17 protein-coding genes are annotated in these 13,343 nt (G+C 58.8%); 7 read left to right on the top strand and 10 right to left on the bottom strand.

The genetic code is table 11. The features are described from left to right. Window positions 1-22: 22 nt before the first annotated feature. From CRD13_RS08610 to CRD13_RS08585, 6 genes are all read right to left on the bottom strand, one after another. Complete coding sequence (locus tag CRD13_RS08610; protein WP_126108175.1) at window positions 23-592, bottom strand: molybdenum cofactor biosynthesis protein B; 570 nt, start codon at window positions 590-592, stop codon at window positions 23-25. A 72-nt stretch (window positions 593-664) separates the two neighbouring features. Beyond that, a complete protein-coding gene (locus CRD13_RS08605) occupies window positions 665-1,984 on the bottom strand; it encodes a S1C family serine protease (RefSeq protein WP_016423271.1) in 1,320 nt (439 codons plus the stop codon). Between the two features lie 158 nt (window positions 1,985-2,142). Next, on the bottom strand, window positions 2,143-3,699 hold the full coding sequence (locus tag CRD13_RS08600; RefSeq protein ID WP_016423272.1) for a HAMP domain-containing sensor histidine kinase: 1,557 nt from the start codon (window positions 3,697-3,699) through the stop codon (window positions 2,143-2,145). Beyond that, window positions 3,699-4,391, bottom strand: a complete 693-nt coding sequence (locus tag CRD13_RS08595) for a response regulator transcription factor (RefSeq protein WP_005511429.1) — start codon at window positions 4,389-4,391, stop codon at window positions 3,699-3,701. Before CRD13_RS08595 ends, CRD13_RS08600 begins: the two co-directional genes overlap by 1 nt. Before the next feature lie 242 nt (window positions 4,392-4,633). Continuing rightward, the gene (gene rpmF, locus CRD13_RS08590; RefSeq protein WP_005511439.1) at window positions 4,634-4,807 is read right to left on the bottom strand and encodes a 50S ribosomal protein L32; all 174 of its coding nucleotides are present in this window, start codon (window positions 4,805-4,807) and stop codon (window positions 4,634-4,636) included. 21 nt (window positions 4,808-4,828) lie between these two features. Beyond that, a complete protein-coding gene (locus tag CRD13_RS08585) occupies window positions 4,829-5,095 on the bottom strand; it encodes a type B 50S ribosomal protein L31 (RefSeq protein ID WP_005511390.1) in 267 nt (88 codons plus the stop codon). A 456-nt stretch (window positions 5,096-5,551) separates the two neighbouring features. Between CRD13_RS08585 and rpmB the strand changes: the two genes are divergently transcribed. The 7 genes from rpmB (at window position 5,552) to CRD13_RS08550 (ending at window position 10,069) form a co-directional block, all read left to right on the top strand. Further along, window positions 5,552-5,788 (top strand): 50S ribosomal protein L28, encoded by a 237-nt coding sequence (gene rpmB, locus CRD13_RS08580; protein WP_016423274.1) that lies wholly within the window; start codon window positions 5,552-5,554, stop codon window positions 5,786-5,788. A gap of 3 nt (window positions 5,789-5,791) precedes the next feature. Next, window positions 5,792-5,956, top strand: a complete 165-nt coding sequence (gene rpmG / locus CRD13_RS08575; protein WP_005511413.1) for a 50S ribosomal protein L33 — start codon at window positions 5,792-5,794, stop codon at window positions 5,954-5,956. 3 nt (window positions 5,957-5,959) lie between these two features. After that, window positions 5,960-6,265, top strand: a complete 306-nt coding sequence (gene rpsN / locus CRD13_RS08570) for a 30S ribosomal protein S14 (protein WP_005511414.1) — start codon at window positions 5,960-5,962, stop codon at window positions 6,263-6,265. 14 nt (window positions 6,266-6,279) lie between these two features. Beyond that, window positions 6,280-6,531 carry a 30S ribosomal protein S18 gene (gene rpsR / locus CRD13_RS08565; protein WP_005511410.1) on the top strand — a complete coding sequence of 84 codons (252 nt, stop codon included), beginning with the start codon at window positions 6,280-6,282 and terminating at the stop codon, window positions 6,529-6,531. 165 nt (window positions 6,532-6,696) lie between these two features. After that, window positions 6,697-7,632, top strand: coding sequence for an AEC family transporter (locus CRD13_RS08560; protein ID WP_049171304.1), 936 nt, complete (start codon window positions 6,697-6,699; stop codon window positions 7,630-7,632). Window positions 7,633-7,679: 47 nt separating this feature from the next. Next, entirely contained in the window at window positions 7,680-8,405 is a 726-nt protein-coding gene (locus CRD13_RS08555; protein WP_016423276.1) for a TIGR03089 family protein, read from the top strand. 53 nt (window positions 8,406-8,458) lie between these two features. Continuing rightward, window positions 8,459-10,069, top strand: coding sequence for an FMN-binding glutamate synthase family protein (locus CRD13_RS08550; RefSeq protein WP_016423277.1), 1,611 nt, complete (start codon window positions 8,459-8,461; stop codon window positions 10,067-10,069). Window positions 10,070-10,089: 20 nt separating this feature from the next. On the opposite strand, the gene purE is transcribed toward CRD13_RS08550, so the two are convergent. The 4 genes from purE to CRD13_RS08530 all read right to left on the bottom strand — a co-directional run bounded on the left by purE (window position 10,090) and on the right by CRD13_RS08530 (window position 13,329). Further along, window positions 10,090-10,566, bottom strand: a complete 477-nt coding sequence (gene purE, locus CRD13_RS08545) for a 5-(carboxyamino)imidazole ribonucleotide mutase (RefSeq protein WP_042389458.1) — start codon at window positions 10,564-10,566, stop codon at window positions 10,090-10,092. A gap of 117 nt (window positions 10,567-10,683) precedes the next feature. After that, the gene (locus CRD13_RS08540) at window positions 10,684-11,973 is read right to left on the bottom strand and encodes a 5-(carboxyamino)imidazole ribonucleotide synthase (RefSeq protein ID WP_016423279.1); all 1,290 of its coding nucleotides are present in this window, start codon (window positions 11,971-11,973) and stop codon (window positions 10,684-10,686) included. 30 nt (window positions 11,974-12,003) lie between these two features. Continuing rightward, on the bottom strand, window positions 12,004-12,465 hold the full coding sequence (locus tag CRD13_RS08535; RefSeq protein WP_016423280.1) for a PH domain-containing protein: 462 nt from the start codon (window positions 12,463-12,465) through the stop codon (window positions 12,004-12,006). A 6-nt stretch (window positions 12,466-12,471) separates the two neighbouring features. Further along, the gene (locus CRD13_RS08530) at window positions 12,472-13,329 is read right to left on the bottom strand and encodes a biotin--[acetyl-CoA-carboxylase] ligase (protein WP_016423281.1); all 858 of its coding nucleotides are present in this window, start codon (window positions 13,327-13,329) and stop codon (window positions 12,472-12,474) included. Window positions 13,330-13,343 lie beyond the last annotated feature (14 nt).

The following is a 13,343-nucleotide window of genomic DNA, read 5'->3' as shown; positions in this document are numbered from 1 at the left end:
GGATGTTTGGCGTCGCCCATTCCTAGACGCTCCAGCGGCAGAGGTCATCAAGCACATGTGAGACCAGCGGGAGAATTGTCGCCATGCCATCGCGCACTGCAGCGCGAGACTCCGCGAGATTGACAATCACTGTCTGACCGGACACACCGGCCAAACCGCGGGACAGCCCCGCATCCAAGGCGCCAGCTCCCATACCGGAGTTACGAATAGCCTGCTCGATGCCCTGCAGCCGCACATCAAGAACCTTGCGAGTGGCATCCGGAGTCTTCGCACGAGGACCAACTCCAACACCGCCCACCGTGACGACCAAATCTGCGCCACCGACAACAGCGGTATCTAGAGCCTTCCGGATCTCACGCTTGACTGCACCAGTGCTGACCACGGCATCGACCGAGTAGCCGTCTTCTTCCAACAGCTCAACCATGAGCGAAGCCGCACCATCCGGGTTCTCGAAATGGTCCCCCACGAGGACAACGAACGCATTTCGGACCTGGCCGTCGTCGTTGATAAGACGCTCCATCTCAGCGAGGTTGACGTCACTTGGCTCAGTACTCACGGTTTCGCTCATCTGCTCTATCTCGCTTTCTCCCACAGCTTTTCACTCGAAGTTTCACTCGAAAACTCTTCTACAGATGGTGAGGTACTCACTCCACCACGCTGCCTATCAATCCTGGGCTTCTGCCAAGGTGACATCGACCGTTCGCTCGTTGCCGCCTCGCTCATCTGTAACTGTAAGTGTGACAGAATCCCCGATCCGATGCGACCGAATAGCCGCAATTAGTGCAACGCCGTTGTCAAGTGTGCGGTCATCAACCTTGGTAATCAGGTCACCATCTTTCAGACCCGCCTTATCAGCTGGGCCACCTGGCGTTACTTCTCGCACCAGTGCACCACGTGCAATCGGACGCGAATCGATCTGGGCACCAATGACAGGCATCCGCGCCTTGCCGGAATCGATCAGGTCTTCCGCTATGCGACGAGCCTGATTAACCGGAATTGCGAAACCAAGGCCAATGCTGCCCGCCTGTTCCGATGCCTCACTGTTAGAGGCAATCACGCTGGGCACACCGATGAGGTTGCCTTCCATGTCCACTAGCGCTCCGCCGGAGTTACCCGGATTAATCGCCGCATCGGTCTGGATTGCATCAATGACCGAGGACTGACCGTCTTCACCAGCGGCGGTCACCGGACGGTTCTTAGCGGAGACAATGCCCTGCGTAACAGTGGAGGTCAGTCCCAGCGGCGAACCAACGGCCACCACTTCCTGGCCAACCTGAACCTGCGAGGAGTTGCCCAGCGAGATTGGGCGCAGCCCGTTAACACCTTCAATTCGAATAACGGCAATATCCGTAGCCGCATCCCCTGCAACCAGAGTTGCCGGGTGCGTGGTGCCGTCGGAAAGCAGGACTTCCATATGTGCGTCCGGACCCGCGCCTGCGACGACGTGATTATTCGTCAGCACCAGACCGTCGGACGACAGAATGGAACCTGACCCCGACGCCGTGCCCCGCTCCGAGGCAGTGGTGATGGACACGACACTGGGAAGGACCTTCTGCGCGACCTTCTCCACGGACCCCTCAGCTGCTGCTACCTGACGGGTTTCCGCAGGCTTATCCAGCGCGTTATCCGCGGGGGCCGACGACTGCGAGTTGTGAACTACCCATGCGCCGACACCGCCACCGATACCGGCCGAGCACAGCATCAGGGCAGCGACTGCCAGCGCCCCCATGCCCTTAGCCCCCTGGGCACCCTTGGTCTTCTGCTGATTGGCCGCAACGTCCCACTCTGAACCGCCTCCGTAAGCGCCGTTCGGCTGAGACGGGATGGTGTTGTAGTGGGAATTCTCCCAGCCGCGCTCATTGACAGAAAACTGGTTTGTCTCACCAGCATCCCCCATGGCACGGTTCTCGCTGAAGTTGTGAGATTGCGAGGAGTAGTGTCCCCGCTCATCTCCCCGCGAGGAATCGTTGAAAGAGTTGCTCATACGTAATACCTTGCACTGTCTGTCTAACAATTGGCTGAGAGCAGTCTGCGGTCTCGCCGATAATTCCCCGAATGAAACACCGAATCCCCGCCACACGCTTCCTTAAAAGGCCGCGCGCAGCGGGGATTACATCAGCTTTGACGTGGGGTTATGCGTTTCTAGCTAGGCTCTTGAGCTGAATCGGAGTCGTCACCTTTTCCGCTGTGCGGACTGCCCGGCAGCGTTACTCGCATCAAGGCACCGCCATCATCGGACTCATCGGCAGTAATCGTACCCCCGTGGCGGACGATGACCGACTTCACAATGGCCAAGCCCAGGCCGGATCCAGGCATCGACCGCGACTGAATGGAACGGTAGAAACGCTCGAAGACCTTGTCTCGATCTTCCTTCGGGATACCTGGCCCCGAGTCCGCCACCGTGAATTCAGCAACAACCTCGCTGAGCGGCGTCAGACGAACCCGCACGGTGCCATTTTCTGGCGACCACTTTGCAGCATTGTCCATCAAGTTCAAAACTGCGCGACCAAGACCCGCCGAATCCCCGTAGACATACCACGGAGCTGTCTGCACATCGAAGGTAATATCCGGACGACGACGCTCAACACGCGCCAGCGACGTGGAAATGATTTCGTCGACATCGACATGCTCAATAACCTGTTGCGGGCCATCTTCGCGTGCCAGATCAACCAAGTCACCGACCAACGTCGACAACTCTTCCAGCTGTGCGATGACGTCAGCTTCCAGATCCGCGCGATCCTCATCCGAGATTGCCGCTCCCGAACGGGAGGCCATCATCAGCAGTTCAATATTTGTGCGTAACGACGTCAGCGGAGTCTTCAACTCATGACCAGCATCTGCAACCAGCTCCGCCTGCTTAATGCGCGACGCTTGAAGTGCAGCCAACATCTCATTGAAGCTGCGGGTAAAGCGCGCAAGCTCATCATCGCCCTCCACAGGGATTGGGCGCAGCTCGTCGGTTTCCGTCACTCGCTCCGCAGCAATGCGCAGCCGAGTGACCGGGCGCAGACCCGTTGTTGCCACCGTAATACCTGATCCGATTGCGAAGAGGATTCCGATAGCAGAGATACTCAGCAGCACTGCACTGAGCGCTTTCAAGACCGACTGCGTCGAGCTCAGATCCTGAGAAAGGATCAGCGTCGCACCGTCTTCGGAGCGGACGGCGTATACACGACGGCCGTTGTACTCATCGGTGCGAATCGATTCCTGTCGATTCCCCCGCAACACCGCAAGTTCGGGGCCACCAATAGAGATTGAGCCACCGCCTTTGCCCGCCACACTGCCGTGGGCAAAGTACACCGCGTCCAGATCGGGGTTCAGAATCCTGTTCGAGTCCGCTTCAAAGGAGGGGCCAATGGCAAACTCCGAAGCGTACGGTGACATCAGCAGCTTTTCCGCCTGGTTACGGAGGTTACTGTCCACCTCGCGGTATAGCGCTGCCTGCACAGTAAAAAAAGCAGCCAGCGTCATCAGCCCCACCGACATCGCCACAATGAGCGCTGTCAGAATAGTCAGCCGCCAACGCAGCGAAGGGATACGCGAGCTCCGCGGCAGGCCGGGAAGCGATTCCCCTGCCATCGTCTCAGTATTCGCGGACTTCTCTTGCTTACCGACGGTACCTTGCCCCGGATTGGCCTCCGTGGCAGAACGCTGATTTGATTGCACGCCACCGCCGGTCGAACGACGACGGCGCAACATCACGGTGCGGTCTCCCGCATCACATAACCGACACCACGAACGGTGTGAATCAGACGCGGCTCTCCCTCTGCCTCCGTCTTGCGCCGCAGGTAGCCAATGTAGACCTCCAGCGCATTGCCGGACGTCGGGAAGTCATAGCCCCAGACATCCTCCAAGATGGCGGTACGGGAGAGTACACGCCGCGGGTTGCTCATCAGCAATTCCAGCAGCGCAAATTCTGTACGAGTGAGGCTAATGCGGCGTTCACCGCGGAAGACCTCACGAGTTTCCGGGTCCAGGGAGAGATCCTCAAACTGCAGAGTTGCGGCATCCTCCATCGCAGGCACTTCCAAAGCAGAACGACGAAGTAGCGAACGGACACGAGCGAGCAGCTCTTCCAATGCGAACGGCTTGGGCAGGTAGTCATCTGCGCCGGCATCAAGACCAGCTACGCGTTCGGAGACCGAATCACGTGCAGTCAACATCATGACCGGCAGATCATCGCCTTCGCTGCGCAGCCGACGGCAAACATCCAGGCCGTCCAGCTTCGGCATCATGACATCCAAAATAGCCAAATCCGGACGATCCTTGGCAATCTTTTCCAAGGCCTCTGCGCCATCCTCGGCGAGCTCGACCGTGTAGCCATTAAAAGTCAACGATCGCCGCAACGCTTCGCGTACCGCTTGATCGTCATCAACTACCAAAATCTTCATACTGCCCATTGTGCCTTGAAAATATAAGGTGAGTGTAAATGTGACACAGATTCTTCGTGAGAGTGCTCCCATAAAACCTGGCCATAGAACTGAAAAACCTCACCCCATCGCCGAGTACAAGCGATGGGGTGAGGTTTAAAAAGCTCTTTATCAACTGTTCCTTACGCACTGAACGCACTCTGGGCGCGCGAAGCGCTTCGCGGTTCAGCGAGGAACGTTGTCAGCATCCTAAAAGATGCGCGTTAGAACTTCTCGACGTCAACCAGGCCGAGCTGAACAGCCTTGGCGATGCGACGAGGAACGTTGTAGACGCGGCCGTTTACCTTGACTTCCTGGAGAGCGACGTTGTTGCTCTTCCACTGGGAACGGCGAGCGCGGGTGTTAGCACGCGACATGCGACGCTTTGGTACTGCCATTTTCTTATTCCCCTCCTATTCTTAGTTCTTCTTCGCGCGGCGAATGCGGTTACCGTAACGGCGCTGGAACTTCTCGACGCGACCAGCGGTGTCCATGACACGCTGAGCACCGGTCCAGAACGGGTGCGACTCGCTGGTGACGTCAACGACGATCAGCGGGTACTCGTTACCGTCTTCCCACTCGACAGTGCGGTCGGAGGTGGCGGTGGAACGGGTAAGGAAAGAGTGACCCGTGCCTGCGTCCTTGAAAACCACCGGGTGGTAATCAGGATGGATGTCCTTCTTCATTAATTCTCGTTTCCCTCAGGATTGAACTTCAGGTCGCTTTCCCCCAGCTAAGAGTGAGAGAATCGTGCCTGAGTTGGGTACGAACACGACTTACAATGACACGTACCGGGTCAATATTTCTATAAACCGGCATGTGACACTCGATGGAATATTACAGGCTCGAGCCCGAAAATTAAAAAAGGGCCCTGCACTAACGCCCGTCGACAAGCACGAACTCTATGACGACCCGCGAGAGTCGCGCCGAGAAAACCACAGTGGAACAGCGATTAGGTTATCCCGCAACTCGTGTGTAAACTGTTCTCTCGCTGTTGTCTAGTTATTCGTTTACGCGCTCAGCGTCGAGTGTCAGTGGGCAGCGCCCCGGAAAAGGCCAGGTGGATTCCTCGGTTATTCAATAGTCCGGCGTGGCGCACCAGTGATGTCGGCATTGGGCGGCAAGGAAGCAAAGGAATCCCTATGTCGGCGATTTGCCAGGTTACGGGACGCAAGCCGTCTTTCGGCAAGACCGTGTCCCACTCCCACCGGCGCACGTCGCGCCGTTGGAACCCCAACGTGCAGCGTAAGAAGTTCTACCTCGCCTCTGAGGGGCGTCACATCACTCTGAATGTGTCCCCGAAGGGTCTGAAGACCATCGACAAGTACGGTATCGAGGCTGTTGTTGCTCAGATTCGTGCACGTGGGGAGAAGATCTAAAAAATGGCACGTAATGACATTCGTCCAATCATCAAGCTGAAGTCCACTGCGGGCACCGGTTACACCTACGTGACCCGTAAGAACAAGCGCAATACCCCGGACCGTATCACCATTAAGAAGTACGATCCGGTTGTCCGCAAGCACGTCGAATTCCGCGAGGAGCGCTAATTCATGGCTAAGAAGTCCAAGATTGCCAAGAACGAGCAGCGCAAGGAAATCGTCGCTCGTTATGCAGAACGTCGCGCTGAACTGAAGCGCATCATCAAGTCCCCGCACTCCACTGACGAAGAGCGCATGGACGCACAGTACGAGCTGAACCGTCAGCCGCGTGACGCGTCCCCGATTCGCGTCCGCAACCGTGACGCTGCAGATGGTCGCCCACGCGGCTACCTCCGCAAGTTCGGTCTGTCCCGTGTCCGCGTTCGTGAGATGGCCCACCGTGGCGAACTCCCGGGCGTCCGTAAGTCCAGCTGGTAAGTCGAGGAGCACCAATGAAGCGCAATCACTCTAACAAGAAGGCGCGGATGGAGCAGTCCCGCCGCCCGAAGAAGAACCCGCTCAAGGCCGCAGGCGTTGAGAAGGTTGATTACAAGGACATTAACCTGCTCCGCCAGTTCATCTCTGACCGTGGCAAGATTCGTTCCCGCCGCGTCACCGGTCTGACTCCGCAGCAGCAGCGCCAGGTCGCTACCGCTGTGAAGAACGCCCGCGAGATGGCACTCCTGCCGTTCACCAGCCGCTAAAGATGGCTGGTCGGCGGGAGCCGATCATTCGAACACCCGCCGAAAGGCCTTATTTACGCGCTGGCCGCATGACGATACATGCGATAACAGCGTAAAACGGACTCAGTCCTTCCCCACCGAGGGGATTGGATTGGGTCCGTTTTTTATTGTCTAAAATATGCACTTATGCCCGCTCTCACCGAAATATTCACCGGCTTTGGTTCCGTCGCAGTACTGATCATTGTTGGCTGGTTGTTTGGGCGCAGTGAGATCGTCGATAAGCGGGCATCTTTTACCCTGAACATGGTCGTGTTCTGGATCGCGATGCCGTGCATGCTCGCGCACACTCTCGCAACGGCGGATTCGGCGAGCATCTTCGGTTCGGCGTTTGGTGTCGCGGCACTGTCGGCGCTTGGCACGGCGGCGTTCTACCGGATTTTTGTGGCGCCCATGTTCAAACAGCGCGGCGCCGATGCTGTGGTCGGCGCGATGTCGACGAGTTACAACAACGTCGCTAATCTCGGCGTGCCCATCGCAGTCGCAGTGCTTCACGACGCTACCGCCGTCGTCCCGGCCCTTATCTTTCAGATTGCCTTCTATGCGCCCGCTTCCATGACGGTGCTGGAAATCCTCACCAACCGCGGCCATTTCCGACCGCGCAATGTCATCATGGCACCGCTGAAGAACCCAATCTTTCTGGCGGCGATGGTGGGGCTTGCGGTTAATGCGTTTGCTATCGAAGTACCTCAGTTCGTAGCGCATCCAGTGGGGCTATTGGGGCAAGCCGCAGTGCCAATGGCACTTCTGGCCTTCGGTATTAGCCTGCATGGCATGCCGTTTATGGAAGCCGGCCGCTCCCCTCGTCGCGCCGTCGTGGTGGCGTCTATGCTGAAGCTTTTCCTCCACCCCGCGCTCGCTCTGCTGTTCGGTCATTTCGTCTTCGGTCTCAACGGGCATGCGCTGCTGGCAGCTGTGATTATCGCCGGCCTGCCGACAGCCCAGAACGTCTACACCTTCGCCTCCCGCTTCGGCCGGAACCTTGAGCAGGCGCGCGATTGTGGCGTGATTACGACGATCGCCTGCTTGCCGACGGTCCTGTTGTTCACCCTGCTATTGAGTTAGGCGACTCTTCCCGACGGCCTGGAGAGAATCTCGTTACCCTTGGAGGCGTGGAGATTCTGAAGACACTTCTCGAGGCCGACCCGTCCGTGCCTCGTTTGACCTGTTATGACGAAACTACCGGCGGTCGTACCGATTTATCGGCCCAAACCCTGGACAACTGGGCCAGCAAGATCGCCAACATGCTGCACGATGAGTTCGACCTCGTCGCCGGAGACCAAGTATGGATTGACTTGCCGTTGATCTGGCAGTCCGCCTGCATCATCCTGGGCTGCGAGCGTGCTGGCGTCACCGTTAGCGATGAGGAGCCGCTGGTCGTATTCACCACTGTCAGCAACGTCAGCACGTGGGAAGAGAAGTTCCCAGATGCCTACCTCGCAGTGCTTACCGACGATCCCTTTGGCCGTGGTGTCGTGGAATGCGGTGATGATATTCCACCGGGAGTCATTGACTTTGGTCCGGAAGTTCGTTTCCACCCAGACGCATATCTAGGCGCAGGCCCGGACTCCGACCAAACCCCCGTTATTGGGGAGAAGTCGGCTGCAGAACTGCTTTCATCTGCTGGCGATTACGCGGACGAGATGCAGCTCACGACCGGTTCCCGCGTCGTTTCCGACGGCTGGCTGGTGCCTGATTCTTCACAGGTCACCGCAGATAAATGGGCACGTAATGTGCTGTCGGCTTGGGTTCGTGGAGGTGCTGCCGTCGTCGTGCGCGGTGGTGATAGCGAGCGTGTCACTGCTATTTCTACGGCCGAAAAAGCCCGTGTGATTTAGTCGCAGCTGTCCCGTCGAGAAGCGCTCTAAGTAGTCGCGATAACCTGGAAACCGTGATTACCCGACCATATATTCTTGCGATTCTCGCCCTCATCAACGTCTTGGGCGCACTGGCTGTATGGGATCTGAGCCCATGGTGGTGGATTCTGATGGCCTTCATCCTCTTCCTGGATGTTGTGGCTATCTATGACATGCTTCAAAAGAAGCACTCCATCTTGCGGAACTTCCCGGTCATCGGCCATCTGCGCTACATGGGTGAGACCATTCGCCCTGAGATGCAGCAGTATTTCATCGAGCGCAACTTCGACGGCGCTCCGTTCGACCGCGATACTCGTACCGTGGTCTACGAGCGTGCGAAGGGGCTGTCCTCGAAGAAGTCATTCGGTACTGAGCGAAAGATTAATGCGCCCGGCTACGAGTACGTCCGCCACTCGATGGCGCCGAGCCAGCACGTCATCGAGGATCCGCGCGTAGATATTGGCGGTCCGGACTGCGCCCAGCCGTACTCAGCGTCTGTCTTCAACATCTCAGCCATGAGTTTCGGCTCTCTGTCCCCTAACGCTGTCATGGCAATGAATAAGGGCGCGAAGCTGGGCAACTTCGTACAGGACACCGGCGAGGGCGCTATCAGCCCTTACCACTTGAAGTATGGCGCAGACCTCTATTGGCAGCTGGGGTCCGGATACTTCGGTGCACGTACTGAGGATGGCGACTTCGACCCGGAGCTCTTCCGCGAAAAGGCTAAGATTCCGCAGGTCAAGGCAACCTATCTGAAGGTTAGCCAGGGCGCAAAACCTGGACTCGGCGGCATGCTGCCAGGTCACAAGGTCAACGAAGAGATTGCGGCTACTCGCCACGTACCAGTTGGCAAGGGCGTGATGAGCCCTCCGTACCACCGCGTCTACTCCACCCCGCGTGAACTTGTTCGGTTTATGGGCACCATGCGTGAGCTCAACGGTGGCAAGCCGGTCGGTTTCAAGCTGTGTGTTGGCTCCCAGCTTGAGTTCCTCGCCGTGTGCAAGGCCATGCTGGAAGAGAACATCACCCCGGACTTCATCATCGTCGACGGCGCTGAAGGCGGCACCGGTGCTGCACCGCTGGAATACTCCGACCGCGTTGGCCTGCCGCTTACCGACGGCCTGATTCTCGTCCATAACGCGCTCGTAGGTGCCGGTCTGCGCGATCGCATTAAGCTCGGTGCGTCCGGCAAGGTCATTACTGGCTTCGATATTGTGAAGCGCATGTGCATCGGTGCTGACTTTGTGAACTCGGCTCGCGGCATGATGATGGCCACCGGCTGTATCCAATCTCAGCTATGTCATACAAACACCTGCCCGGTGGGTGTGGCTACCCAGGATCCGAGCCTGTGGAAGGCCCTGGATGTCGACGACAAGGGTCAGCGTGTGGCCAACTATCACAATGCCACGGTCGCGGAAGCAGCTAGCCTGTTGGCATCGATGGGCCTGAATAGCTTCTCTGAGCTGGGGCCGTCCCACCTGCTGCGGCGCACCAATGAGCAGGTCGGTGAGACCTACGCGGAGCTCTACAACTGGCTGCAGCCAGGCGAGCTGCTGAGCGGAACTCGCTTCCACAACTGGGCCGAAGCCTGGGAGACTGCCGACCCGGACACGTTCCACTACCCCGCAGTTCATATGCGCGGGTAGTTCGGGGCTGGTTGCGCGCCCTACTCACCCATCAGCTTCTTGCGCAGACGCTCGTCCTTCGCCAGAACTTCATCGCGCATGTTGGCCTGGTAGTTCTCCATCGCCACAATGAGCTCCGGGTAACCGGCCGAGAGAATACGCACAGCCAGCAGGCCAGCGTTCTTAGCGCCGCCCACACCGACGGTTGCCACCGGAACGCCGCCCGGCATCTGAACGATTGACAGCAGGGAATCGACACCCTCCAGGTTCTCCAACGCGCGTGGCACGCCGATAACCGGCAGCGGAGTGGCCGACGCAACCATGCCCGGCAGGTGTGCTGCACCACCGGCGCCAGCGATAATGCAGCGCAGCCCCTTGTCAGCGGCGGACTTTGCGTAGTCAATCATGCGTTCCGGAGTGCGGTGTGCAGAGACCACACCTACCTCAAAGGGAATTCCGAACTCAGCCAAGACCTCCGCTGCGGGCTCCATGGTCGGCCAATCCGAGTCCGACCCCATAATCAGACCGACCAGCGGACCGGTTACGTTGGCCAACTTCGGGCTTGCCACCTGGTTTGCTTCAGCCAATGTTGTCTCCTTGAGATAGCAATCTAATTCTTATACAGCGCCAGCCACCTATGCGGTGTAGCCGTCTGCCCACACGCCATCGACGATGTAGCCAGCAGCGAGGTTGGCAACCCGCCGGGTCTCCGCGATGCCTTCCGGGCTTGCGTCGTAGCCGCACAGGTTGACGTGCCCCAGCTTACGTCCAGGGCGCCAATCCTTCCCGTACCAGTGAATCTTCGCTGATGGGAAACGACGCCATACCTCAGCAAAACGCTGTGAAATAGGTACATCCGAGGCCTCATCGCCACCGAGCGTATTGACCATTACCGTCACCGGCGCAGTCGGGCGAGTGGAACCCAGTGGCATGTCAGCAACTGCACGCAGGTGCTGCTCAAACTGGCTGGTCTCACAGCCGTCCTGCGACCAGTGACCAGTGTTGTGTGGCCGCATGGCCAACTCGTTGACAAAAATCTCCGGGTTGCCGTCAGCATCGACGGTTTCGAACAGCTCAACTGCCAGCGCGCCGGTTACTCCCAGCTCGGAAGCGATGGTCACACTGAGCTTTTCGGCCGCTCTCGCAAGGTCGTCGGCAAGCCCTGGCGCCGGGCAGATTGCCTCAACACAGATGCCGTCACGCTGCACGGACTCGAGGACCGGCCAGGCCTTGACCTCGCCCGACGGCGTGCGCGCACACATGGCCGACAACTCACGAACCAGCGCGACCTTCCGCTCGGCCATCAGCGGCACGTCCTTGCCCAGCAGTTCGTCGACAAGCGCACGCAGATCCTCGCGGTCCTTCGGGAACCACACGCCGTGACCGTCGTAACCGCCGCGGCGAGCCTTCAGGCAGACGGCACCGTCAACGCGGTCGAAGAATGCTTCGGCATCCTCGGCGGACTCAATTGCAGCGTAGGCAGGTACTGGAGCGCCCAGTTCCTCCAGGCGCTGGCGCATCAGCAGCTTATCCTGCGCGTACAGCAACGCCGACGGCTGAGGCTGAACCGAGTAGCCCATCTCGGTCAGCTTGTTGAGGAATTCGGTGGGAACGTGCTCATGGTCGAAAGTCACGGCCTGCGCACCGGCGACAGCGCGCTCAACATCTTCCCAGACGTGGTAGTCGCCGATGATAACGTCCGCACACACCTGCGCTGCGGAAGCATCCGGCGAACCGGCGAGCAAACGGATGGACTGTCCCAGCTCAATGGCCTCAGTCTGCATCATACGAGCCAGCTGACCGTCACCAATCACCGCCACAACCGGCACGCCATCAGCATGCGCGGGATGCTGCGCAGCAGTTAGCGCTGCAGCGGAATTAGAAGTGGAATTAGTGGAGTTTTCAGGGGTATCCGAAGCAATCACACCCCTGATTGTAGGTTATGACCCAAAATTCTAAGTCAACCGGGAGACCAACTTAGCCACCTTGCGGGAGCTGGGAATATCTTCTACAGCCAGCGGCGGGCCGAAACTGCGGGTGTGCAGATACAACACGCCGCCCTTGCGATTGACCGCACGCACCGAACGCAGATCAATCGAGACCACCTGCGGGCGCAGAATGCCGCGGCGCAAAATAATCCGCCTATCAGTCAGCACAAACCGCTCCCCCAGCCAACTTAGTACCGGACGAACGACGCGCCAGAGAATAAGCCCCAGCCACGCGAAGAGCAGCAGCTGACGCACACCTTGCAGATCTCCCGGAGCAATCCCAGGGCCGTCGATAAAACCAATCAGCAACCAGCAGACGCCCGTGATAACCATGAGTTCCAAGAGCGGCCACACCAGCCGACCAAAAGTTGGATTGGTGTCCAGCAGAATTGCCTCGCGCGTGTCCAACTCATCATCGGGAAAGGCCATACAGCACTACCCCCGCTCCGAATCAGCCTGCGGGGACGCATAGCCGCCGTCAGTGGCACGAACATGGAACACGTCACCGGCCGCAACAAAGTGACTTGTGCCAGCTTCATCGGTGACGATCAATTCGCCGTCGGCACGCACGCCAACCGCCTTGCCCACCAGCACGCGATCCCCCGGCAACTCCACGCGCACGTTCGAACCGATGGTCGCGCACACCGCCTCGTAGTCCCGCAGCAGCTCCGCATCGCCCTTTCGCCACTGCGCTTGACGACGTCCCAGCGCACGCAGCACACCAGCGGAGATGTCGTCGCGGTCGAGGTTTTCCGCTCCCGCCAGGTATAGCGAAATGGCGTGTGGCACCGGCAGCTCATCTTCCTGCAGGGAAACGTTGATGCCGATTCCCGGAATGAGAATTGGCGGTGTCAGCGACGCGGCCTCCACCAGAATTCCGCAGAGCTTACGACCGTCAACCAGGACATCGTTCGGCCACTTCAGGGAAACGCGTTCAGGCGCAAGACCCGCAACTTCCACAACAGCATCGACAACTGCGAGGCCCGCGACTAACGGCAACAGACCCAGTTGCTCGGGTGCGAGCCCTTCCGGGCGCAGCAGCGCGCTGAGTGCAATGGACGCACCCTTCGGGGCCGTCCAACTACGACTCAGTCGACCGCGACCTGCGGTCTGCTCCGAGGCGATAAGCGCACTGAGATCTGCCACCTGCCCCAGTGCCGCCTGTTTCCGAAGATCAGCGTTGGTCGAACCAGTGGTTTCGACAACCTCAATGGAATTCCAGCCCGGCGCGGCTGCGCGCACACGCGTGGCGTCAAGAGGCTTGCGGGAAGCAACAATCCTGGGGTTGGTCATGCACAGCAGTCTAG

Source organism: Corynebacterium sp. LK26 (assembly GCF_014335085.1).
Classification (GTDB): Bacteria; Actinomycetota; Actinomycetes; order Mycobacteriales; family Mycobacteriaceae; genus Corynebacterium; species Corynebacterium jeikeium_D.
Note: the sequence above shows the minus strand (reverse complement) of the source record. Positions and strands in the feature narration are given on the sequence as shown.